The organism is Paenibacillus sp. VTT E-133280, from assembly GCF_002264385.1.
Lineage (GTDB): Bacteria > Bacillota > Bacilli > Paenibacillales > Paenibacillaceae > Paenibacillus_AQ > Paenibacillus_AQ nitricinens.
In genome coordinates this window covers 1-24,151 of sequence record NZ_NFUX01000042.1, presented here as the reverse complement: position 1 = coordinate 24,151, position 24,151 = coordinate 1, and the positions used below count along the sequence as shown (strand labels likewise).

26 protein-coding genes and 1 other annotated feature are annotated in these 24,151 nt (G+C 44.8%); all 26 genes read right to left on the bottom strand.

The genetic code is table 11. The features are described from left to right. Positions 1-201: 201 nt before the first annotated feature. The 26 genes from CA600_RS18100 to CA600_RS17975 all read right to left on the bottom strand — a co-directional run bounded on the left by CA600_RS18100 (position 202) and on the right by CA600_RS17975 (position 23,722). Positions 202-801, bottom strand: a complete 600-nt coding sequence (locus CA600_RS18100; RefSeq protein WP_094871866.1) for a class I SAM-dependent methyltransferase — start codon at positions 799-801, stop codon at positions 202-204. Between the two features lie 209 nt (positions 802-1,010). Continuing rightward, complete coding sequence (rplL, locus tag CA600_RS18095; RefSeq protein ID WP_036680508.1) at positions 1,011-1,370, bottom strand: 50S ribosomal protein L7/L12; 360 nt, start codon at positions 1,368-1,370, stop codon at positions 1,011-1,013. A 66-nt stretch (positions 1,371-1,436) separates the two neighbouring features. Then, complete coding sequence (rplJ, locus tag CA600_RS18090; RefSeq protein WP_042192187.1) at positions 1,437-1,940, bottom strand: 50S ribosomal protein L10; 504 nt, start codon at positions 1,938-1,940, stop codon at positions 1,437-1,439. Between the two features lie 64 nt (positions 1,941-2,004). Beyond that, positions 2,005-2,157 (bottom strand) — a sequence feature (ribosomal protein L10 leader region). Between the two features lie 67 nt (positions 2,158-2,224). Continuing rightward, a complete protein-coding gene (gene rplA / locus CA600_RS18085; protein WP_036680504.1) occupies positions 2,225-2,917 on the bottom strand; it encodes a 50S ribosomal protein L1 in 693 nt (230 codons plus the stop codon). A gap of 82 nt (positions 2,918-2,999) precedes the next feature. Continuing rightward, a complete protein-coding gene (gene rplK / locus CA600_RS18080; RefSeq protein WP_042131235.1) occupies positions 3,000-3,425 on the bottom strand; it encodes a 50S ribosomal protein L11 in 426 nt (141 codons plus the stop codon). 75 nt (positions 3,426-3,500) lie between these two features. Continuing rightward, a complete protein-coding gene (gene nusG, locus CA600_RS18075) occupies positions 3,501-4,034 on the bottom strand; it encodes a transcription termination/antitermination protein NusG (protein ID WP_036680499.1) in 534 nt (177 codons plus the stop codon). A 21-nt stretch (positions 4,035-4,055) separates the two neighbouring features. Further along, positions 4,056-4,247: a preprotein translocase subunit SecE gene (gene secE, locus CA600_RS18070; protein ID WP_036680497.1), complete on the bottom strand. Its 192-nt coding sequence runs from the start codon at positions 4,245-4,247 to the stop codon at positions 4,056-4,058. A gap of 20 nt (positions 4,248-4,267) precedes the next feature. Beyond that, positions 4,268-4,417: a 50S ribosomal protein L33 gene (rpmG, locus tag CA600_RS18065; RefSeq protein ID WP_076099620.1), complete on the bottom strand. Its 150-nt coding sequence runs from the start codon at positions 4,415-4,417 to the stop codon at positions 4,268-4,270. A gap of 391 nt (positions 4,418-4,808) precedes the next feature. After that, positions 4,809-5,453: an RNA polymerase sporulation sigma factor SigH gene (gene sigH, locus CA600_RS18060; protein ID WP_036680496.1), complete on the bottom strand. Its 645-nt coding sequence runs from the start codon at positions 5,451-5,453 to the stop codon at positions 4,809-4,811. Positions 5,454-5,611: 158 nt separating this feature from the next. Continuing rightward, entirely contained in the window at positions 5,612-6,133 is a 522-nt protein-coding gene (locus tag CA600_RS18055) for an NYN domain-containing protein (protein ID WP_094871865.1), read from the bottom strand. Between the two features lie 2 nt (positions 6,134-6,135). Next, positions 6,136-6,900, bottom strand: coding sequence for a 23S rRNA (guanosine(2251)-2'-O)-methyltransferase RlmB (rlmB, locus tag CA600_RS18050; RefSeq protein WP_042131237.1), 765 nt, complete (start codon positions 6,898-6,900; stop codon positions 6,136-6,138). A 37-nt stretch (positions 6,901-6,937) separates the two neighbouring features. Continuing rightward, positions 6,938-7,372, bottom strand: a complete 435-nt coding sequence (locus CA600_RS18045) for a Mini-ribonuclease 3 (protein WP_094871864.1) — start codon at positions 7,370-7,372, stop codon at positions 6,938-6,940. Beyond that, on the bottom strand, positions 7,369-8,778 hold the full coding sequence (cysS, locus tag CA600_RS18040; protein WP_076286855.1) for a cysteine--tRNA ligase: 1,410 nt from the start codon (positions 8,776-8,778) through the stop codon (positions 7,369-7,371). The genes CA600_RS18045 and cysS overlap by 4 nt, the downstream gene beginning before the upstream one ends. Before the next feature lie 49 nt (positions 8,779-8,827). Next, positions 8,828-9,520 (bottom strand): serine O-acetyltransferase, encoded by a 693-nt coding sequence (gene cysE / locus CA600_RS18035; RefSeq protein WP_094871863.1) that lies wholly within the window; start codon positions 9,518-9,520, stop codon positions 8,828-8,830. Between the two features lie 511 nt (positions 9,521-10,031). Next, positions 10,032-11,495, bottom strand: a complete 1,464-nt coding sequence (gene gltX, locus CA600_RS18030) for a glutamate--tRNA ligase (RefSeq protein ID WP_094871861.1) — start codon at positions 11,493-11,495, stop codon at positions 10,032-10,034. Positions 11,496-11,548: 53 nt separating this feature from the next. Further along, positions 11,549-12,037: a 2-C-methyl-D-erythritol 2,4-cyclodiphosphate synthase gene (gene ispF / locus CA600_RS18025; protein WP_042192203.1), complete on the bottom strand. Its 489-nt coding sequence runs from the start codon at positions 12,035-12,037 to the stop codon at positions 11,549-11,551. After that, on the bottom strand, positions 12,034-12,732 hold the full coding sequence (gene ispD / locus CA600_RS18020) for a 2-C-methyl-D-erythritol 4-phosphate cytidylyltransferase (RefSeq protein WP_094871860.1): 699 nt from the start codon (positions 12,730-12,732) through the stop codon (positions 12,034-12,036). Before ispD ends, ispF begins: the two co-directional genes overlap by 4 nt. 95 nt (positions 12,733-12,827) lie before the next feature. Next, on the bottom strand, positions 12,828-13,916 hold the full coding sequence (locus tag CA600_RS18015; protein ID WP_042131244.1) for a PIN/TRAM domain-containing protein: 1,089 nt from the start codon (positions 13,914-13,916) through the stop codon (positions 12,828-12,830). A gap of 179 nt (positions 13,917-14,095) precedes the next feature. Beyond that, positions 14,096-14,833, bottom strand: a complete 738-nt coding sequence (gene pssA / locus CA600_RS18010; protein ID WP_042192208.1) for a CDP-diacylglycerol--serine O-phosphatidyltransferase — start codon at positions 14,831-14,833, stop codon at positions 14,096-14,098. A gap of 64 nt (positions 14,834-14,897) precedes the next feature. Continuing rightward, on the bottom strand, positions 14,898-15,974 hold the full coding sequence (gene disA / locus CA600_RS18005; RefSeq protein ID WP_042131246.1) for a DNA integrity scanning diadenylate cyclase DisA: 1,077 nt from the start codon (positions 15,972-15,974) through the stop codon (positions 14,898-14,900). A 14-nt stretch (positions 15,975-15,988) separates the two neighbouring features. After that, entirely contained in the window at positions 15,989-17,356 is a 1,368-nt protein-coding gene (radA, locus tag CA600_RS18000) for a DNA repair protein RadA (RefSeq protein ID WP_060625849.1), read from the bottom strand. A 193-nt stretch (positions 17,357-17,549) separates the two neighbouring features. Further along, on the bottom strand, positions 17,550-20,018 hold the full coding sequence (gene clpC / locus CA600_RS17995; protein WP_042131248.1) for an ATP-dependent protease ATP-binding subunit ClpC: 2,469 nt from the start codon (positions 20,016-20,018) through the stop codon (positions 17,550-17,552). A gap of 35 nt (positions 20,019-20,053) precedes the next feature. Beyond that, the gene (locus tag CA600_RS17990) at positions 20,054-21,118 is read right to left on the bottom strand and encodes a protein arginine kinase (protein WP_042131249.1); all 1,065 of its coding nucleotides are present in this window, start codon (positions 21,116-21,118) and stop codon (positions 20,054-20,056) included. A gap of 28 nt (positions 21,119-21,146) precedes the next feature. Further along, positions 21,147-21,671, bottom strand: a complete 525-nt coding sequence (locus CA600_RS17985) for a UvrB/UvrC motif-containing protein (protein WP_042192214.1) — start codon at positions 21,669-21,671, stop codon at positions 21,147-21,149. Between the two features lie 30 nt (positions 21,672-21,701). Further along, complete coding sequence (locus tag CA600_RS17980; protein WP_042131251.1) at positions 21,702-22,163, bottom strand: CtsR family transcriptional regulator; 462 nt, start codon at positions 22,161-22,163, stop codon at positions 21,702-21,704. A gap of 386 nt (positions 22,164-22,549) precedes the next feature. Further along, the gene (locus CA600_RS17975; RefSeq protein ID WP_094871858.1) at positions 22,550-23,722 is read right to left on the bottom strand and encodes a GNAT family N-acetyltransferase; all 1,173 of its coding nucleotides are present in this window, start codon (positions 23,720-23,722) and stop codon (positions 22,550-22,552) included. Between the last annotated feature and the right edge of the window lie 429 nt (positions 23,723-24,151).

Sequence of the window (24,151 nt, the reverse complement as noted above, 5' to 3'; positions counted from 1 at the left end):
CTATTATCTATTACCGCGTAACACTCGCTACGCCAGAGCATAGAGAACCAATTCGCAAAAAACTTGCCGTACGGCTTGCGCTAGCCGGCGACAATATATCGCTTGACATTTTCAGCAAACTAAAGACATGGAGCCTATCTTAATACTGACATTTTATAATAATACCATTATCACTATCACATGTCAATAACCTATTGATTTTTATTTTTGAGCTTTAATAATACGATAACCTTTATCTTTGCCCACTTCTTCTACATTTGAGAACAAGCTTTCAAGTTTAGCTACCGCTGATGGAGCGCCCTGCTTCTTCTGAATAACAATCCACAGAAATCCACTCTCATTTAAATGCTCATAAGCTTCTTCAAAAATCTGATGCACTACAGCTTTTCCTGCACGTATCGGAGGATTGGTAAGAATCACATCGAACTTTTGTTGTTCATTCAATGCGCCGAGCACATCGCTTTCCATTACCGTAACATTCCGGATTCCATTGTGCTGGGCATTTTCACGCGCAAGTTCTACCGCACGACTATTAATATCAATCATCGTAACTTGCCCTTTGGGGGCTAGGTATGCTGCACTTATGCCTATCGGTCCATATCCGCAACCCACATCAAGCACTGCTGAACCGTCCGGAATATCCATAGCTTCAATGAGAACTCGACTACCGTAATCGATGTCTCCTTTAGAGAACACACCCGCATCACTTGTAAAACGAAAGCTTTTGCCTCTTAGAACGGTGTCGATGGTACGTCTGTCATGACGCACTTCCGGTTGCTGCGAATAATAATGTTGCGACATCTCTATCCTCCCTTTCCTTTATGTTAATAGTTTGTATTCACACAACCTACTAACTCTATCAAGCATAAACGCCTCTGATGTCCTTATAAGGACGGTAAGCTTTCAGCGAGAAATATAAAGATAAAGTATAGTATAAAACTTATACTTTCTTATATTTTTATAAAATAAACCCCTTGAACAAGTTCAAGGGGTTTTCAGTATAGAAGGAATTACTTCACTTCTACAGCTGCGCCTGCTTCTTCCAATTTTGCTTTAGTAGCTTCGGCTTCGTCTTTGCTTACTTTTTCTTTGATTGCTTTTGGTGCGTTGTCTACAAGGTCTTTAGCTTCTTTCAAGCCAAGGCCTGTGATTTCGCGAACGATTTTGATAACGTTGATTTTGGAAGCGCCAGCGCCTGTCAAAATTACGTCAAATTCGGATTGCTCTTCAGCTACTGCTGCTACCGCACCGCCAGCTGCTACTGGAGCTGCTGCTGTTACGCCAAATTCTTCTTCAATTGCTTTAACCAGGTCGTTCAGTTCCAATACGCTCATGCCTTTAATTGCTTCCAAGATTGCTTCTTTACTCATGATTGAACCTCCATTTATAATTTAAATTTGTTTGTGGTATTGATTTATGCTGCAAGAGTCAAAGGCTTACGCGCTTTGTTCTTCTTTTTCAGCAACAGCTTTAACTGCAAGCGCGAAGTTGCGCATTGGAGCTTGAAGTACGCTAAGCAGCATGGACAGCAAACCATCGCGGGATGGAAGCTCAGCCAGTGCTTTCAATTGGTCCGCGTCGATGACACGTCCTTCTACTACGCCGCCTTTCAATTTCAAAGCGTCGTTTTTCTTGGCGAAATCGTTCAAAATTTTAGCTGGAGCTACTGCATCAGTTGTGCTGAATGCGATAGCTGTTGGACCAGTCAAAACTTCATCCAACTCAGTCAACTCAGCCGCAGCAGTTGCGCGACGTAGCAATGTGTTCTTCAGGACTTGAAACTCAACGCCAGCTTCACGAAGTTGCTTACGCAGTTCAGTCACTTGGGAAACGTTCAATCCACGGTAGTCCGCTACAACAGTCGAAAGACTGTTTTGCAGTTTCGCAGTAACAACGTCAACCGCATCCTGTTTTGCTTGAATTACTTTTGCATTTGCCAATGTATACACCTCCTGAAAATTTATGTGTCGGCGTCCTTTCCAAGGAAAGCATCACCGCTCCTACGCAGGCATTAGAAAAGCCTCCGCAGAATCACGAAGGCTTGATAAAACGAAAGTTATACGAGCAAGCTCGTTACTTCTTGTTTCTATCACAACACCTCGGTAGGAAATTAAGCACTAAGGCACCTACTGTCTACGGTAAGCATATTCAAGGTTAAGATTGATACCTTAAGTTTCACAACTGTTATAGATTATCAAAATCGACTCAAAGAGTCAACCCTTATTTATCTGAAGACGGTTGTGTTCACACGAGCGCTAGGACCCATTGTGGAAGAAATCGAGATGCCTTTAAGGTATACACCTTTAGCAGCAGCTGGTTTCGCACGGTTCAAAGCGTCGATAAGAGCTTTAAGGTTATCGTTCAATTGTGCAGCATCAAAGGACACTTTGCCGATTGGCGCGTGAATTTGACCTGCTTTGTCAAGACGATATTCGATTTTACCGGCTTTGATTTCTTGCACAGCCTTGGAAACATCGAATGTAACTGTGCCAGCTTTAGGGTTAGGCATAAGACCTTTACCACCAAGCAGACGACCCAGTTTACCGACTTCACTCATCATATCAGGTGTAGCTACGCAGACATCAAATTCAAACCAGCCTTGTTGAATTTTGTTGATCATGTCTTGATCACCAACAAAATCCGCGCCAGCAGCTTCTGCCTCTTTCGCTTTTTCACCTTTTGCAAATACAAGCACGCGTTGTGTTTTACCAGTGCCGTGAGGCAGGACAACAACACCACGAACTGCTTGGTCTTGTTTACGCGGGTCTACACCCAGACGAACTGCTGCTTCAACGGTTTCGTCGAATTTTGCAGTCGCTGCCTTTTTCACAAGCTCTACAGCTTCTGAAGGCTCGTAAGTTGCTTCGCTGTTGATCAGCTTAGCAGCTTCTTGGTATTTCTTACCATGTTTAGCCATGAAAATGTTCCTCCTTTGTGGTGTTAGCGGAAATTCCTCCCACATACTTGCGGGTCACGAATGACCGATCCTTCGAAAACTACTAGTCTTCGATTGTGATGCCCATACTGCGAGCAGTACCTTCAACCATACGCATTGCAGCTTCTACAGATGCAGCGTTAAGGTCAGGCATTTTTGTTTCAGCAATTTCACGAACCGCAGCGCGGCCGATTTTTGCTACTTTTTTCTTGTTTGGTTCGCCGGATCCTTTTTCTACTTTAGCAGCGATGCGAAGCAGAACAGCAGCCGGAGGAGTTTTAGTGATGAACGTAAAGGAACGGTCTTCAAATACTGTAATTTCAACCGGAATGATCAAGCCAGCCTGGTCGGCAGTACGAGCATTAAATTCCTTACAGAATGCCATGATGTTGACACCTGCTTGACCTAACGCCGGACCTACTGGAGGCGCTGGATTCGCTTTCCCTGCAGGAATCTGCAGTTTCACCATTTTAATAACTTTTTTAGCCATGAGTGACACCTCCTTGCAAAAATAGTGGTCTTCGAACGCCATTGGCGCTCTCCCACAAGAAACCCTTAGCTTATGTTATATTTTCTCCACTTGAGTGAAATCCAACTCTAGCGGGGTTTCCCGTCCAAACATGTTCACATGCACTTTGATCTTGCTCTTGTCAGCCAAAATTTCTTCCACGGATCCCACAAAATTCGCAAACGGACCAACCATAATACGTACGGATTCCTTGATTTCGAAATCAATCTTCGCTTTAGGTTCAACCATGCCCATATGCTTCAGAATTTGTTCTACCTCTTCCGGAAGCAAAGCTGTTGGTTTAGACCCTGAGCCTGTCGAACCAACAAATCCAGTAACGCCCGGAGTATTGCGGACAACATACCAGGAATCATCAGTCTGAACCATTTCCACCAAAACATAACCCGGGTAAACTTTACGCATAACGGTTTTTTTCTTACCGTCTTTGTTTACAATTTCTTCTTCCATAGGAACAAGAACGCGGAATATTTTGTCTTCCATGCCCATGGACTCAACGCGCTTTTCCAAATTGGCTTTGACCTTATTCTCATACCCAGAATAGGTATGAACGACATACCATCTTTTTTCCATATCAAGCCACCTGGGACCTCTCTAAATAATCGCTTCAATCACAGCGGAAATACCGATGTCCAGAACCCAGAAGTAAATAGCGACAACTACAATTGTACCGAGAACGATCAATGTATAGTTGGTCAATTCTTTACGACTTGGCCAGCGAACTTTTTTGAGTTCACTCCAGCTCTCAGTGAAAAAGGAAAACATAGACTTGAAACTACGTTTCATGCCGACTACACCTCCACAGACTATCTGGTTTCGCGATGAGGAGTTTGCGAGTTACAATACTTGCAAAATTTCTTCATCTCCATGCGGTCGGGGTGATTTCGCTTGTTTTTGGTAGTCGCATAGTTTCTTTGTTTGCAACTTGTACAAGCCAAAGTGATAATTACCCGCATGATGTGCACCTCCCGAGACGTCCTTCTAACAATACAATTAGAAGACGTAAATATTGATCCTAAAAAAAGCCGCGAATTTAGGCCTACCTAAAACACTTTAGCATAATGTCAAGGTCTGTGTCAACGAAAGAATTCCGTTCTGCACTGGGTAATTTCGGGTGTTATAGTCATATGGCCGTACCCTGTCCTTGGGTCTATCTCTTCCTCACACTTCGCTGTCTTCCTTATCATTATGGGGCATTCCGACTGTGTATAAACCTACCCTCAACGGCAACAACTAAAATCGACTCAAATAGAATTTTATGGTGTTAGCTCCTAATTCTATCTAAGCAATTTCATGAGACTAAAAAAAAGAACTCGATGTACGAGCCCTCTTGTGTTCATTATATCATTAATTGTCACGCACTTCTAGATATCTTTCTAATTTCCGCTTTACTCGTTGTAAAGCGTTGTCAATAGATTTCACATGTCGCTTAAGATCTTCAGCAATTTCCTGATAAGATCGTCCGTCTAAATACAACATCAGAACCTTACGCTCTAGGTCACTTAAAATCTCTGCCATCTTATCTTCAAGTCCAATGAATTCTTCTTGATTGATAATTAGCTCTTCTGGATCTAGTACCTGAGTTCCACAAATGACATCCATAAGCGTCCGGTCGGAATCTTCATCATAAATGGGCTTGTCCAGAGAAACATAAGAATTAAGCGGAATATGCTTCTGACGAGTGGCCGTCTTAATAGCGGTTATAATCTGACGTGTTATGCAGAGCTCAGCAAAAGCCTTGAATGAAGAGAGCTTGTCACCTTTAAAGTCACGAATAGCCTTATAGAGACCAATCATTCCTTCTTGAACAATATCTTCACGATCTGCCCCGATCAAGAAATAAGAGCGGGCTTTAGCACGTACAAAATTACGGTATTTATTAATTAAGTGTTCCAATGCGCCACTGTCGCCACCACGGAAAGCCTCGACAATATCTTCATCACTTATGAAATCATACTCGGACAGCATTATTTCCTTGAGGTCGACACTCACCAAGAATCCCCCCGGCTGCAACGCAAGACACATCGTTACTTCGCGAAATATAGGATCAGTATATATTATGTTACCTTACACCGTCAACCGGATTTGTCCAAAATCAATCTGCAATAGCATAAAATGGAATAAAAATATCACCTAAATCTTCCCACTTGTCACTGCCTACGCCATTTTTCCAATTTACTACGCACATCAGGAGGCAGCTTATCTTCTAAGGAATGACGTGTAGAACTGATGCTACCAGGTTCAATAGCTTTTTTAACTTGCTTCTGGTTCTCCTCAATTTCCAGGTGTAGCTCCCTTGCAGAAATTCGCAATGCACCTTGAGCAAAAATAATATGCTGCTCTATAAGATCACTAGTAGCTACATAGATCTGCCGGCGCCGATTGCTAAATTCCCCAACCAGTCGCTCAATGCATTCATCTGCGGTTTCTTTTTCCTTGGTGAAATACACCTGAACCTTACCCTGGACAAATGACCTTCCTAACCCTGGAACACGGTATGCATCAAAAACTGCAATCACTCTTCGTCCTGAGTAAGCTTGGTAATCCGCCAGCAAATCCATTAAGCGGTCGCGTGCTTCCTGCATACCAATCTGGGACAGTGCCGCAAGTTCCGGCCAGCCACCGATCATATTGTACCCGTCCACAAGCAGCACATCGCGCCAGTCGGCCATAGTTATCCCTGCTGTTGCCGAAGGCGTACCACTTCATACATAATGACTCCTGCGGCGACAGAGGCATTTAATGAATTGATTTTTCCGGCCATCGGCAGCTTAAGTAATACATCACATTTTTCACGAATCAAGCGTCCCATTCCTTTATTCTCATTACCGATTACAACAGCTACCGGTCCTGTGAAAATATTGGATCCAAACAGATTCTGATCTGTATCCACATCCGTACCTACTACCCAGACTCCCTGCTCTTTCAGACGATCAATGGTCTGACCTAGGTTAGTGACCCGCGCAACCGGAACATATTCCACGGCACCTGCTGATGTTTTGGAGACGGTAGCAGTAATCTGAGCCGAACGGCGTTTAGGTACGATTACTCCATGCACTCCAGTACAATCTGCTGTCCGCAGAATGGATCCCAGGTTATGCGGATCTTCAATCTCATCCAGTAAAATCAAGAATGCAGGTTCTCCTTTGGCTTCAGCTGCAGCCAGCAGATCATCTACCTCGACATAGGCAAAAGGTGCCGCTTGAGCAACTACCCCCTGATGTTGAACTCCAGGCGCAAGTTGATCCAGCTTACGCTTGTCCACATGCTGAATGACAATCCCCGCTTTACGTGCTTCAGCGACGATTGGTGCGGTCAGATGCTTCTGGGCCGTTTCTGCAATCCATATTTTATTTAAGGTACGACCTGCACGAAGGGCCTCAAGCACTGAATGCTTCCCAGCCAATATTTCCTCTTCTGTCTTCAAATCTTCTTCCATGTTCACTTCTCCTATTCTCTATTTCGCAAAAGCCTTATCAAGGCTGTTTCAACATAAACTGTATGCCACTGTTCACAATTTCTTGTATTCTCTCCTGTTGACCTGTGTAGTATAAGTAACCTATCAGACACTCAAAAGCAGTAGCATGACGGTATTCAAGCACATCTGCATTCTTAGGAATACTTCCCGATTTAGCATTTCTCCCCTGACGGGCGACATCTTTTTCCTCTTCTGTGAGACTTGACTCCAAAAATCCAAGTATTGCACTCTGCGCCTTAGCGGATACAAGTCCTGTAGCAGAGCGATGCAAATGGTTTGGGCGCAAATTCGGAAGAGATACTAAATACTGGCGAACTGACACTTCGTAAATGGCATCTCCTACATAGGCAAGCACAATTGGCGAGAGGAGTCGCGCAGGTTTGGAAGGCTCGTAAGGAAACCACCCGTTCTGAAACTTGCGTTCCTCACTCATTTACGCCGCCACCGCATTCCTTGCGGAGTATCCTCAAGCAATATGCCCAAGCGCCCTAATTCATCACGAATCTCATCGGACCGGCTCCAATTCTTATTCTTACGCGCTTCAACCCGCTCCGCGATCAATCTTTCAACTTCTTCACTCGCGATCTCTTCTTCTTCATGCTCAGGTGTCAAACGCAGCACAGCATTCATTTCCCCAAAAGCTTGCAGCAGCGCAGCAAAATCAGCAGGGGCTGCTTCACTATTCGCAAGGGTATGGTTTGCAAGACTCACCCAATCAAACATAGCGGTAATCGCATCAGGGGTATTAAAGTCATCCTGCATTCTAGCATGAAAATTGGCCACAATAGCAGATAACTTATCATTAATCTCTAAGCTGACCTCACCCTGAGCACCTTCAGCAGCAAGTTCAAGACGATGCTTAACGTTACTTTCTGCAAGTGAGATACGTTCTACGCTCTTTTCAGCTGAAGTCATTGAATCCACCGAGAAGTTCAACGGATTACGATAATGGGTCGACAGCATGAAATAACGAATAGTCCCAGCTTTAAATTGCCCACGGATATCTTTCACAAGCCAACCGTTACCCAATGATTTCGACATTTTTTCATCACCGATGTTGATAAATCCATTGTGCATCCAGTAATTAGAGAGTGGCTTACCCGTCAGAGCTTCTGTCTGAGCGCATTCGCATTCATGATGCGGGAACTGCAAATCTTGTCCACCCCCGTGGATGTCCATCGTATCCCCCAAGAACTCTCTTGCCATGGCCGAGCATTCAATATGCCAGCCAGGGCGTCCATTTCCCCATGGGCTCTGCCAGTACACTTCACCTGGTTTTGCTGCTTTCCACAGCACAAAGTCCTCAGGTTTCTCTTTCCGTGAGTCTACCTCCACGCGAATACCAAACTGTAATTCATCCAGATTCTGACGGGACAGTTTACCGTAGTCTTCAAATTTGGAAGTGCGGTAGTATACATCGCCACCACTCTCGTAGGCATACCCTTTTTCCTCAAGCTCTTTAATGAATTCAATGATCAGCTCCATGCTTTCTGTTACCCGCGGATTCAATGTTGCCGGCTTTACTCCAAGCCCTTCAAGATCCTCACGATAAGCATTAATGAAAATCTCAGCAACCTCTGCTACGGAAGTGTTCATTTCTTCTGCTTTGCGTATCAGTTTATCATCTACATCTGTGAAGTTCGTAACATACCGTACCTCATTGCCGAGTTGCTCCAAATAATTCCGGACCATATCAAAGACAATAATAGGCCTAGCATTTCCGATATGCATATATCCGTAAACGGTTGGACCACATACATACATTTTCACCTTGCCCGACTCTTGAGGCACAAACTGCTCCTTACTGCGTGTCATTGTGTTGTAAATTTGTAAAGCCATCCTATTCCAACCCTTTCTTTTGTCCCGATTCCTTAAGTACCGGATATGCTTAAATTTCGTAATCACCAATGTACTGCTGAGTTTCGACTAGCCGCTGCGCGGTCTTTTGCTTATCTTCTCCGCCAAGCTTCTCTCTGATCTCTTCGATCTCTTTTTGCAGAAATCGAAGTGAATCTACAAGCGGGTCTGGCATCTTGGTATGATCCAAGCGATCGGATACACGTTCACCGTTACGTTTTACTACACGGCCCGGATTTCCTACTACCGTACTATTATTTGGGACTTCACGCAGTACAACCGCATTCGAACCTATATTTGAATTGTCACCGATACGAAACGATCCTAATACCTTCGCACCAGAACCAATAACTACATTGTTGCCAACTGTGGGATGGCGCTTACCTTTTTCTTTCCCTGTCCCCCCGAGTGTAACCCCTTGATAGATAATAACATCATCACCGATTTCACAGGTTTCTCCAATAACAATCCCCATACCATGGTCGATAAACAGCCTATTTCCGATGACAGCTCCGGGATGGATTTCAACACCGGTCATAAATCTACTAAACTGTGAGACCATACGGGCCATTGTATACCAGCGGCGTTTGAAAAAAGAATGGGCAATCCGGTGACCCCAAATGGCGTGCAACCCTGCATATGTGAAGACAACCTCGAACCAGCTGCGGGCTGCGGGATCGTTATCAAATACCGCCCGAATGTCCGACTTAATATGCTTAAACATCACGGTTCCTCTCTTCTTGACTCCCCCATCTCCTGTTTACAGGTACACAAGGAAGGTATTGTCTCCAATCCATCATTCTTATCATACATATGCTGTGGGTGTTTGCTTGGTTTGTTATATTAGAAAAGATACCCCGAAACAAAAAAAGCCCCTGCAGCATAAAGCTGCAGAGACGTTTAACCGCGGTTCCACTCTGCTTGAACGAATCAAACAGACTGCTGTTGTTACCATCGGCAGAGTTCCTTCGTTCCACTTGGCATCATTAACGGCGATGTACCCGGCGCGATCTAACGAGCCTTTAGGATCGTTCAACCGTGCAGCTCACAGGCGCATGTTCTGCCCCGGACAAATGAATAACTCCCAGCCCGAAAGGGTATCCCTTTCTCGGTTATTCTCTCTGGCAATTGCCTTTATGGACGTACTTCTCCTGATCACAGCTATTATCATATGGTTCTATCTTAGCGTAAAAGCTAAGGGACTGACAAGAGGCTTAATGATAAGTAATACTACCTTAAGCTCCTTTAATTTGTGATTTCAAACGTTCGATGACACGGTTTTGGCCGAGCAAAGCAATCGTTATATTAAGATCACGTCCGTGCGTTTGTCCGGTTAAAGCCACACGTATCGGCATAAAGAGCGCTTTGCCTTTGTGCCCTGTTTCTTTCTGCACTTCCTTGATCAGTACAGCCATATTACTAGCGCTGAAATCCTGACAAGCTTCAACCTTAGCTAGAAAAGCAGACAAAACTTCAGGCACTTGGCTTTCCGCCAGAACCTGCGCCGCTTCTGTTTCTAACTCCAAATGGCTGCGGAAGAATAGTTCAGATAGCTCTACGATATCGGAGGCAGAGGTCATCTGCTCTTGATACAGTGCTACAAGGCTTTCTGCCCATGCCTGCTGCTCATCATTCAGCTCAGCCGGTATTTTTCCCGCTTTTTGCAGATGTGGAATCGCTAATGCCGAGATCCGTTTAGGATCAGCATGCTTAATATAGTGATTATTTAGATGCGCCAGCTTGTGCTTATCGAATACAGCCGGACTTTTGGACAAACGGTCCGCATCAAAAATAGAAATAAGTTCTTCTTTACTGAAGATCTCCTCTTCTCCCTCTGGCGACCAGCCCAGTAGAGAAATGAAGTTAACCAAAGCCTCAGGCAAGTAACCCAATTCATCATATTGCTCAATAAATGTAATTACAGATTGATCCCGCTTGCTAAGTTTCTTATGGTTGTCACCGACAATCAGTGTCATATGACCAAATATTGGGGGGTTCCAACCAAGAGCCTCATAGATCATAAGCTGACGTGGTGTGTTGGAAATATGATCTTCCCCACGTAGTACATGGGTGATAGCCATCAAATAATCATCAACAGCTACCGCAAAGTTATAGGTCGGAATTCCGTCCTTCTTCACGATAACAAAATCACCCATTTCTTTCGTATCAAAAGAAATAGTACCTTTTACGATATCATCGAACGTGTACGTACGATCTTCTGGTACACGGAAGCGAATGCTAGCTACTCGTCCCTCAGCTTCAAAGGCAAGGCGTTGTTCTTCCGTCAAATCACGGTGTTTGCCGGAATATCGAGGGGTTTCTCCACGTGCAGTCTGTTCTTCACGTTCTGCTTCCAGTTCTTCCTCTGTGCAGTAGCAGCGGTAAGCCAAACCTTTATCCAGCAAATCCTGCCAATATACACGATATAGGTCAAGACGTTCAGTCTGGCGGTAAGGTCCGTACTCTCCGCCAACATCAACACTCTCATCCCAATCCATGCCTAGCCATTTCAAATACTTAAGCTGGCTCTCTTCGCCGCCTGCGACATTGCGCTTCACGTCTGTATCTTCAATTCTGATGATGAACTTACCGCCTTGATTACGGGCGAACAGATAGTTAAACAGCGCCGTTCTGGCGTTACCTATATGTAAATGTCCCGTAGGGCTCGGTGCATAACGCACCCGGACTTGATCCGTCATTATATTCCCTCCGCTTCATATGGTTAAAACTTAGATTTGCTACTTAGACCATCTCAAGATGATATCACATCTTGGAGTAGACAGACAATAGATTGTGCGGCAATTCCTTCGCCACGACCGGCAAAACCAAGCTGTTCAGTAGTCGTAGCTTTAACGTTCACCTTGGACGGGTCCGCGTGAAGCGCACGAGCGATAATCTCCGTCATTTGTGGAATGTACGGCGCCATCTTTGGTTTTTGGGCAATAATCGTTGAATCGATATTCCCAAGCTTATACCCTCGCTCGCTAGCAAGTGCCCACACTTGTTCTAATAATTTCAAGCTATCCGCGTCCTTAAACGCTGGATCTGTGTCCGGAAAATGTCTGCCAATATCACCAAGCCCTAGTGCGCCTAGAATCGCGTCACTTACTGCGTGCAGCAGCACATCAGCATCGGAATGTCCTACTAATCCTTTTTCATAAGGAATCGTAACGCCTCCAATAATACAAGGCCTTCCCTCAACCAGTTGATGTACATCAAATCCTTGTCCTACAGCGATCATGATTGTCCCTCTCCCCTGTTTCTTTCTGTGAATTCTGCAAAATCCAAATCATCTGGCGTCGTAATCTTAATATTTCTGTAGCTTCCCTCTACCACAGAAACCGGAATACTAGCACGCTCTGCCAAGCTGGAATCATCAGTACCTAGAAATCCATCCCGCTCCGCGGCCGCATAGGCATCCAGCAATTCAGAAAGACGAAAAGTCTGCGGGGTTTGAATCGCCCACAGACTTCGCCGATCCGGCGTAGACAGTACTCTACCTTCGTTATCTACCTGTTTGATCGTATCTTTGACGGGTACAGCAAGAACTGAAGCGCCGATCTGCTTCGCTCGCTCGTAACATGCCTCAATTTCATTCGGCTGCACAAACGGACGAACACCATCATGTACCATTACCCACTGTGTCGTAAGTTTCAACAATCCTTTATGTACGGAATGCTGACGCTCAGATCCACCAGCCACTATAGCCTTAACCTTGTCCAGCTTATAGAGCTGTATCCATTCCCGGCAACGATCAATATCTTCCTTACCGGTTACGAGCACGATTTCGGAAATCAAGTCATGCTGCTGAAATACTTCCAGCGTATGAACGATTACTGGTTTACCCTGTAGTAACAGATATTGCTTGCTCTCTACAGTCCCCATTCGCGTTCCTCTGCCTGCCGCCACAATGACGACGCCCACACTGTTTGACATTACTCAGGCTCCTGTCTTTCACGTATATTCCCATCATAACGTGTTTGGCGGGCATTTCCAACCCATAGGACATTTGCCGTGCACTTTATCTACGCCTATTGTGCTTTTTCCAGCAGCTTTGGCTTCGCAAATATCATCCGTCCAGCTGAAGTTTGAAGCACACTCGTGACGAGAACCTCCATCGTGGTTCCGATGTATTCCCGTCCGCCTTCCACAACGATCATTGTTCCATCGTCTAAATAGGCTACCCCTTGTCCATGCTCTTTACCATCCTTAATGACCTGAACTACGATTTCCTCACCAGGCAACACTACGGGCTTCACGGCATTCGCAAGATCATTAATATTCAGGACTGAGACTCCCTGTAATTCGCAAACCTTATTCAAGTTGAAGTCATTAGTAACTACTTTACCTCGCAGTACCTTCGCTAACTTCACCAGCTTACTATCCACCTCAGAGATTTCTTCAAAATCTCCCTCGTAGATTAACACCTTCACATCGAGCTCTTTTTGGATTTTATTGAGAATATCAAGTCCCCGCCGTCCGCGATTCCGTTTCAGTAGATCCGAAGAATCTGCGATATGCTGGAGTTCCTCAAGCACAAATTCCGGTATGACAATCGTTCCTTCAATAAATCCGGTTTTGCAAATATCAGCGATCCGACCATCAATAATAACGCTTGTATCGAGGATTTTATGTTCCTCCAGCCCACGACCTTCCGGCTCAGCCGCTTGCCCCCAGCGTCCAGTTGTCCAAAGTGCAGCTAGTTCCTCTTTTTTCTCCAGACCGATCCGCAGCCCCATATATCCAAAAGCTAACGTAACGGGTACCTGCAGCAACTGCCCAGCTTTTCCAAGCCAAATCATTGCAGGATATAACAGAAGAGATAGCAAAAGCCCCCCTGTAAGCCCAGCTGCACCTGCAGCTAATTCATTCATTGGTATACGCGAACAGTACAGAACCGCCTCCCGCAGTTTTGAACCTCCCCATTCCGCGCATAAAGACCCCGCAAACAAAAAAATAATGGCACCCAGCACCGTAAACAAAATGCTTCCCTCTACAGGTAAACTTTCACTCAGCTTTTCCATCCCCTTAGGGAATCCTCTTTCAAGCGCATGGTATAGCGAAAAACCAGACCAAGCACCACATATTAAAGCAAAAGACAATATCACTTTTTTCCACATAACCTAACGCACCTCCTTTTTATTCATCCTTAAATGATCAATACCTCACCAGTATGTTCCAATTTTCAAGACGATAAACTTGGGATAGCGCTGGAATTGCAAAAAGGCTTTGCCATCCCCTAAGGACGACAAAGCCTCTAGCTATAATTATATTAGTTCAACCTTACTACAAGACTGCCTTAACCGTTCTTCGAGTGATACACTTTATCTTCAGAACGTCTTCTACGACGGTGACGGCGTCTGGCTGTCAATCGATCAATGTTTTGTTTAAAACCATATAACGCGTAAATCCCAAGTAAGACGAAGATTAGCTTAGCAATTTGTTCAGGGAACACAACAGCAACAGCCACCGCAACAACAATGACTACTGGCGCTCCGACAACCACTTTTTTAGGTAATCCAACCTTCTTAAAATTAGGATATTTAACAGTGCTGACCATCAAATATGATAAAAGCAATGTAGCCACGATCATAAATGGAGCGGAAACATCTTTATTAAAAAGAGCTAATGTGGCAAGTACACCACCAGCAGCAGGAATTGGCAATCCGATGAAATAACCAGGAACTCCTGGATGAACATTAAAGCGAGCTAGGCGCAATGCACCAAACACCGGGAAAATTGCAGTTACTGTCCAGGCTAATGCAGAATTTAAATCATGCAGGCTTGAGACGTACATAATAACAGCAGGTGCTACTCCAAAAGAAACGACATCAGACAAAGAGTCCAGTTCCTTACCAAATTCACTCTCACATTTAAGTGCACGAGCAACTCGGCCATCTAATCCGTCTAACAGCATAGCAATAATAACCATGATAGCGGCCATGCTAACTTTACCGTCAAAAGCCATCATGATACCAAACATTCCGAGCATCAAGTTACCTATGGTAAAAAGACTCGGAATTGATTTTTGTATCATTTCTTCACCTCAATTTTCTCACATTGGCCTTAAACAGCTCCAATATTACGTGATTGTATGTTATTTACATTTGCCTGTCAATAAGAACTTGCTTCTGTAAACGTTTGAGCCCATCCTGAATATTACGAGCCCGCACCTCCCCAATTCCGTCCACTTCATCCAGTTCAGCTATGCTTGCAGACATCAAATTAGGCAGCATTTCAAACCGCTCCACCAGATTATGAATGATCACATTTGGAAGCCGCGGAATCTTATTAAGCAGGCGATATCCACGCGGAGTAACCACCTCTTCAGAAGAAATTGCCGTAGAAGAGTAGCCCAACAATCGAGCAATATGGTTGTCATCCATTAGGTCATCATCACTAATACGTTTGAGACCGGCAATAATTTCACGAATTTTATCTTCTTGCTCTTCCTTAGCATAGTCTCTGTATAGGAGCCATGCTTCTTCCTCTGTATTTCCAACCAGTTCTTCCATCTGCATGCTGATTAAGCGCCCTTCGTTGCCTAGTTCATTTATATATCGTTTAATCTCCATTTTTATGCGTAAAACCATCTCTACCCGCTGAATCACTCCGACCACTTCGGCCACGGTTACGATTCCCTCATACTCCGAAGCAGACAAATTCGTCAGTCCTTGTGTAAGAACCGCTTTGTACTTTTCGAGGGTCTGAATCGCTTGATTAGCTTTAGCCAAGATAGCTCCGATTTCTTTTAACGCATACCGAATGGAACCTTGATACAGGGTAATGATATTGCGGCGCTGTGAAATAGAAACCACCAGTTTACCTGTTTGCTTCGCTACGCGCTCGGCGGTCCGGTGACGAATGCCTGTCTCGATGGAAGAGATGGACGAATCCGGAATTAGCTGTGTATTTGCATACAAAATGCGTTTCAAATCCTCACTAAGAATAATGGCACCGTCCATTTTGGCAAGCTCATATAAATAATTGGGCGAAAAATCGCAGTTAATGGAGAATCCCCCATCCACTACCTCCATCACCTCAGGACTATATCCAACGACGATTAGTGCTCCCGTCTTAGCGCGCAGCACATTCTCAAGACCTTCCCGAAAGGGTGTCCCCGGTGCCGCCAGTCTGAGCAGATCATTCATATTCTCTAATTGGTTATATTCTTTCATAATCCCTGTGCCCCCTAATCTAACGCGACCGATAGTGCATCTGCTACGGTACTGACGCCAATAATCTGGATATCTTGCGGGTGCTTCCAGCCTTTCAAACTTTTCTCTGGCATGATCACCCGCCGGAAGCCTAGCTTCGCGGCCTCCTTCACACGCATTTCCGCGCGCGAAACACCTCTTACTTCACCTGTAAGTCCTACTTCACCGAAGAAAACATCGTAAGGTTTTGTTGAAATATCACGAAAGCTGGAAGCGATACTAATAGCTACTGCTAAATCAATTGCCGGTTCATCCAGCTTTACTCCTCCAGCTACATTAAGGTAAGCATCCTGATTTTGCAGGAACATGCCCATCCGCTTCTCCAGTACAGCGATAATGAGTGCCATCCGCTGGTGATCCATACCTGTGCACATCCGGCGAGGGGAGGGGAAATGAGTGGCAGCGACAAGAGCCTGAAGCTCAACAAGCACCGGTCTAGTCCCTTCCATACTGGCCACAACTGTAGATCCGGCTACGCCGAGTGGACGCTCCGACAAAAAGAGCTCTGATGGATTTTCTACTTCGGTTAGACCCACTTCACCCATTTCGAAAATGCCGATTTCATTCGTTGAACCGAAGCGGTTCTTTACAGCCCGCAGGAGTCTATACGTATGATGCCGCTCTCCCTCAAAATACAGCACACAATCCACCATATGTTCAAGCATCCGTGGGCCTGCAATAGCGCCTTCCTTAGTGACATGCCCAACGAGAACTGTAGCAATTCCCCGAATCTTAGCGATACGCATAAATCTTGTCGTACATTCCCGAACCTGGGTCACACTGCCTGGCGCACTAGTTACTTCTGGCATAAATACAGTCTGAATCGAATCGATAACAAGAAATTGCGGCTGAATTTGTTCAATCGCTTCTTCTATGCTTTCCATATTCGTCTCACATAGTACATATAGCTCAGCTGACAACGCCCCGAGGCGATCCGCACGCAGCTTAGTTTGCCTTACCGATTCTTCGCCCGAAATGTACAGTACTCGCAATCCCTGAGTTGTCAGAGCATGCGACGTCTGTAATAAGAGCGTAGATTTACCGATTCCTGGGTCTCCCCCTACTAGTACCAGCGATCCTGGCACGATCCCCCCACCGAGAACACGGTTAAGCTCACCTATACCTGTCAGTATGCGCGGTTCCTTGTCACTTTCTATACTTATGATCGATTGTGCCTTTTCTTTACTATGAAAAATAGGGGCATTCATTCCCTGTGTTTTGACTACGCTTTCTGTTTCCTCCACCATGGAGTTCCAAGCTTGGCACCCGGGACATTTTCCGAACCATTTTGGTGATTCGTATCCACAGTCGGTGCAGAAAAATTTAGTTTTTGGTTTAGCCATTTGTTCTCCTTACGGTTCCGAACTTTTAAATTGCGGATATTTTCTTCTAATGAAAGTTTACCATTTCTGCCCCTTTAACGAAAGGTCATTCGGAATTTGTACTAAATGTATATTTTTAAGTGATAAATTTATATTAAAAAAGCTTCCGCCCCTCTATAAACTGAGGAGCGGAAGCTTTTTTTATTCCATTTTTTTATTCGGATTCTACTTCTTTTTCAAGCAATGGCGCTACAGGAGCATCCACTTTATTCACTACAAGTTCTCCGCCAACTTCATCAATGTTGAGCGAATCACCCTTTTGGATATTTCCTCGGAGCAATTCCTCGGAAAGACGGTCTTCAATATGCTTCTGAATCGCACGACGCAATGGACGTGCACCAAAGGCTGGGTCGTAGCCTTCCTTAGCCAGGAAAGCCTTCGCCGCATCCGTGAGTACGAAATCAACATCATATTCACGCAGTCGCTTGCGCAGCTCATCAGACATCAACGTAACGATTTCAGCAATATGCTTCTCATCAAGGGAGTGGAAGACGATGATTTCGTCAATCCGGTTCAAGAACTCTGGACGGAAGCTCTTCTTCAGCTCTTCCATAACCTTGCCCTTCATATTACCGTATTCTGCTCCAGCATCTTGCACAGCTGTGAATCCAAGTGTCGAATTCTTCTTGATCGCTTGTGCGCCTACGTTAGAAGTCAGAATAATTAATGTATTACGGAAATCGACTACCCGTCCTTTAGAGTCAGTTAATCGACCATCTTCAAGTACTTGCAGCAAAATGTTGAATACTTCTGGGTGCGCTTTTTCAATTTCATCAAGCAGCACTACAGAATAAGGTTTACGGCGTACCTTCTCGGTTAATTGGCCGCCTTCTTCATAGCCAACATATCCAGGAGGAGCTCCGACTAAGCGGGACGTGGAGTGCTTCTCCATGTATTCCGACATATCAATACGGATGACCGCATTCTCATCGCCGAACATGGCTTCAGCCAATGCACGAGCCAACTCAGTTTTACCTACACCTGTAGGACCGAGGAAGATAAAGGAACCCATTGGGCGTTTCGGATCTTTAAGACCCGCACGCGCACGGCGCAGTGCCCGGCTAACTGCCTTAACAGCTTCGTCCTGACCGATCACTCGTTCATGCAGTAAAGCCTCCATGTTAAGTAGACGGTCGGTCTCCTCTTCCTTCAGCTTGCTTACAGGTATACCCGTCCAGCTAGCTACAACCTGTGCAATGTCTTCAGGTGTAACCTCTGAATCCGTGCGACCCTGTTTTTCTTTCCATTGATTCTTTGTCGTATCGAGTTCTTCACGGATTTTTTGCTCTGTATCACGCAAGGCCGCCGCTTTTTCAAACTCTTGACTCTGCACTGCGGAATCCTTCTCCTTGCGGATATCATCCAAGCGCATTTCAAGTTCCTTCAGATTTGGCGGGATGGTGTAAGAATGAAGCCTTACTTTAGATCCTGCTTCATCGATAAGGTCAATCGCTTTATCTGGCAAGAAACGGTCCGGGATGTAACGGTCGGACAACTTCACTGCTTCCACAATAGCTTCATCCGTAATCTTCACACGGTGATGCGCTTCATAACGGTCGCGAAGTCCGAAAAGAATTTGGACCGCTTCCTCAGGAGACGGCTGATCCACCGTGATCGGTTGGAAACGTCGCTCGAGTGCTGCATCTTTTTCAATATATTTACGATATTCGTCAAGCGTAGTCGCACCAATGCACTGAAGTTCTCCACGGGCTAACGCCGGTTTCAGAATGTTAGATGCGTCAATCGCACCTTCCGCGCCACCAGCACCGATTAGCGTATGAAGCTCATCGATAAAGAGCACGATATTACCTGCTTGGCGAATCTCATCCATAATTTTCTTGAGGCGGTCTTCAAACTCACCGCGATATTTTGTTCCAGCCACTACTGAGCCCATGTCGAGCGTCATGACGCGTTTGTCGCGAAGTGTTTCTGGGATTTCATTATTGATAATCTTTTGTGCAAGTCCTTCAGCGATAGCTGTTTTACCAACACCAGGTTCACCGATCAGTACCGGGTTATTCTTAGTCCGGCGACTCAGTACCTGAATAACACGTTCAATTTCCTTACTACGGCCGATAACTGGGTCTAGATTGCCTTCCTTAGCATAAGCGGTCAAATCGCGCGCAAGACCATCTAGGGTCGGTGTGCTGACGTTAGCCGGAGTCCCGCTATGACTAGAGGCAGCCTCGCTGCTTCCCAGGAGCTGAAGCACTTGTTGACGAGCTTTGTTCAAGCTGATGCCGAGGTTATTAAGCACACGAGCCGCGACACCTTCCCCTTCACGGATAAGTCCAAGCAAAATATGCTCAGTGCCAACATACGTATGACCCAATTTGCGGGCTTCGTCCATCGACAGCTCAATCACTTTTTTAGCGCGAGGAGTATAAGCAATGTTCGTAGGCTGTTCTTGACCTCTGCCAATCAATGTCTCCACTTCGTCCTGGATTTTTTCAAGACCTAGCCCTAAAGCTATTAATGCCTTAGCAGCAATGCCGTCTCCTTCACGAATAAGTCCGAGCAAAATATGTTCTGTACCAATATTGTTGTGTCCTAAACGAACAGCTTCTTCCTGCGCCAGCGCTAGCACTTTTTGTGCGCGTTCCGTAAATCTTCCAAACATCATATCTCCTGCACCTCCATGAATAGTAAATATCTATATTAATGTTGTGTTCCCAATGTCTCTCGGAGCAGTTTTGCCCGATACATATCTCGTTCAGTGGCGTTCAGCTCATCGCCGAACATCTTCTGCAGAAATCCTGGCTGTGTCTTAACGTTAAGTTCATTAAGCACTGAAATCGAAAGGCCTTCCAGAATGCCAAGGTCAACTCCAAGTCTCACATCAGACAGGCGTTGAGCAGATTCTTTAAGCTCCATAAGAGCTGCATAACATAAGATTCCGTAAGAACGCTTCACTCGGTCTGTTATTCTCAACGCGGAATCAACAAGCAACCGTTCACGTGCATTTCGCTCATGCTCTATAATCTGGGTAACTACACTGTGAAGGTTCTCTATAATTTCACTTTCCGTTTGACCGAGAGTGATCTGATTAGAAATTTGAAAGATGTTCCCTACTGCTTCGCTACCCTCACCGTAAATTCCTCTTACAGTCAATCCCACTTGGTTCACTGCAGACAATATGCGGTTGATCTGATGAGTCATTACAAGCGCTGGCAGATGCAGCATTACCGAGGCACGAAGCCCAGTACCCACATTGGTGGGGCAACTAGTCAAATATCCCCTTTTATCATCAAAAGCGTAATTGACAGCTGCCTCGAATATATCATCAATCGCCGTCGCACGTTCCCATGCTTCTCTGACCTGAAGACCAGGAAACAGACATTGGATTCGCAGATGGTCCTCTTCGTTAATCATGATGCTGACCGACTCATCTTCATTTAATAAGACAGCCGCACTGCGCGAATCATTAGCCAAGTTAGGACTGATTAGATGCTTCTCAACCAGTACCTTTTTGTCCAGTTCATTCACTTCATCAAGCTTTAGGAGTTGAAAAGATCCGAAATCTGCAGCTGCTTCCTCATGAAACACAGGAGCCAGTAGCTCTAACACTTCTTCCGATTGCTCTAAGGAAGCCAGCATTGGGAACGGAAGATGCTCTAGATTACGGGCAATACGCATACGACTGCTAATTACAATCTCGGAGTGACTACCTCCAGAACGCATCCAATCACTAAGCGCTTGTTCAGTAAATCGGAGACTTGACATGTCATATCCCCCCTATATATCAAAGACTTTACTCTTGTGCTATTTCTTTTTCAAGTTTACGAATCTGATCTCGCAGCTCCGCTGCTTTCTCGAATTCCTCTTGTGTAATACTTTGCTGTAATTCCTGCTTGAGTTCATCAATTTGGCGTCTAAATACAATCTGAGCTCCTGCACGTTTCGGAATCTTACCTACATGTGAAGTACTGCCATGCACTCGCTTAAAAAGCGGGTCCAGTGCACTGTTAAAATACTCATAACAGGAGCTACAGCCAAAACGGCCTAATTTGCTAAACTGGGAGTACGTCATCCCACAATTCTCACACTGCAGACTCTGCGTAGTCTTCGTTGCAGCCGACTTCTCCTTGCCGGCACCTTCAAGATCAAGCAGACCTGAGAGCAGACTGTGGATAGAGAATCCTCCAGCCGTTCCGGGAATGAGTTCACCCTTCTCCCGTGCACAGCTCTCGCAGATATGAAACTCTGTCTTCTCTCCATTCACGATCTTAGTGAAGTGGAGTGTTGCCGGCTTGACGCCACATTCCTGGCATTGCATAAGCGAAAGCCCCTCCCTTATGGTTGACAATTATTTGCCTAACAAAGAGATTAACATCGCCTTCATAATCTTGGCACGAATCTCATCCCGGTATGGAATCTTAACCGTTAGGCATTCCCGAGAAACAGCAGCGCGCATAAGGCACGCTTCACGCTTACTTAGAAAACCAGCTTCCTCCAGCTGATAAATCAGCCCTTCAGCAGCGTTCTGATCAATCCCGCCACCTATAGTATGGTTTAAATGGGCATGCAGTGCCACGTTTGGTGGTAATTCAAAACGTTGAATACGAATATATCCCCCGCCACCCCGCTTACTTTCCACCACATAACCTTTTTCCAGAGTAAAGCGTGTACTGATGACATAATTGATCTGTGACGGTACGCATGAGAACTGGTCCGCCAGGTCATTTCGCTGGATTTCCACCGTACCTTCGGGACTTTCATGCAAAATATTCTTCAGATATTGTTCGATAATATCAGAGATATTGCGCATCACTCATCCTCCAGTGCTTGAATCTTTATAATACCGATTGCAACTTGCATTCATAATGACAATGGTCTTTAATTGAACTTAAACATTTGTGGATAATCCCACGCGTTCAAAGGATCGGATCGCTGTCATTAAGCTTCGTTGACTTTGACTTTCTTTGACTTTTTAATATTATAACATATTCTGTGCTAATTCCAAGTGGATTCTCTTATTTTTCACTTTTTTCAGCGAATGTATTCGGAAATAAAGAACTCTCCCAACTTCTTTCGAAGGGGAGAGCCTAATTTTTGTCAAGAATAAACGTCTTCGTTGTCCTTATTAGGACGATAAGCGTTTATGCGAGAAATATAACGATAATGTATAGCGTTGAACTTATGCTTTCTTATATTTTAAAAATGATCAAATAAAGCTGTCTGTGCTTGTGGAATAATTTCTTCAAACCATTCCACTGCTGCTGCGTGGCCAGAGACACTTCCATAACGAGCCATCTCTGTTGGTCGTTTGTATCCAAGCATCAAGGCCGTCAATGTGCCTATATCACAGTTTAAGTCTGCTTCCGCCCGTTCCCCTTCCACTCGTGTCAAAGTAGCCGATCCCTCATTAGAGATGTTCCATGCCCACAATCCATCATTCCAAGGTGCATACTTATCTTCGATATATATAAGCTGCTTCTTTTGACTACTGTTTCCTCTGAAGGCGTATGTTTCAATGAATGACTTGACATTAACAATCCGCCCCATAAAATAAGGATAATTCTCTTGTTCTATACGTGGATCTGGCAGCAAGAAGGGTAACATGTCATCCGAAGGCACCAGCTTTAAGGATGCACCGGTCACCATCGAATCATGGTTCGCAAGAAATGTCCACAGCCCCTGCCGAGCTTGTTCATTCAAAAAAACAAATTCATCAATGACCAGTTCTCTGTTCTCTATCTTATACAGCACATATCCCTCTGGTTCACCACTCTTGGAGTAAAATACTGCACTCTTTCCTTCATCTTCTAGAACAGAGTTCTCCCACCAGTCCAAATCGCGCTTAAGTGTCCCGTTATAACTAACAGCGAATCGATTGTATAGGCTATCCAATACTTCGATATCTTTGATGTCCCGTTTAACCTTGCCCTCAACTTCAACCTTTTTGGGAAACTTCGCTACTGGAATAGAGTATTTCTTATATTCACAATAAACCTCCCAGCCAAATTTACGATAAAACGGAATCAGGAACGGGTGTAGAAAAGAGAGCGTTTGACCTGCCTCATTCATCGTATGCAGCGCATGAGACAAAAGATTTGCCACATGCCCTTGTCTGCGGTTCTCTGGCCATGTAGCTACTCCTGCTATACCACCCATAGGTACCACTCTGCCCTGTATGTAGACTTGGAGAGGAATAATCGTCAATTTAGCTTCCAATGTTCCATCCTCAAAAGCACCCCATACCTGTTCAGCCTTGAATCTTTCCTTTGCACTTGCCCTTTTTTCACTAGGAAGCTTGTACTGAAAAGCATATTCTGACAAGTTCATGCTCGCATCAAATTCTTCTGAACGTAACTGTCTTATTACCACAAACTCACCTCATCCTTTATAAAATTACTTTTAGGATAAGTATAACAAGAGCGTCAATTGTGCGCTAATCTATTGCATTATTTATAACTTTATTTTCAGTTATCCACAGCTCTATGCAGGTTTAAAAATAGTCTTGAAATCTTGTCCTATCCAAGTTAAAATAGTTATCCACTTATCAATAGCTCTATCCACATAATTCTCGCTATATCCACAGCAACCCGTGTATTACTTAGGTTTTTTGTTGACAGATCCATATAAATATGTATTTAATCCACACTATTTAGGGATTATTTTTCTCTCAATCATCTATCCACATGTGCGTAACTTTTCTGCAAATTCAAAAGTTTATCCACAAGTTTTCCACAGTCTACAATAAACGCAAAAAAGCCACTGTCGATTACTCAACAGTGGTCTAATTGTGCTTGGCAA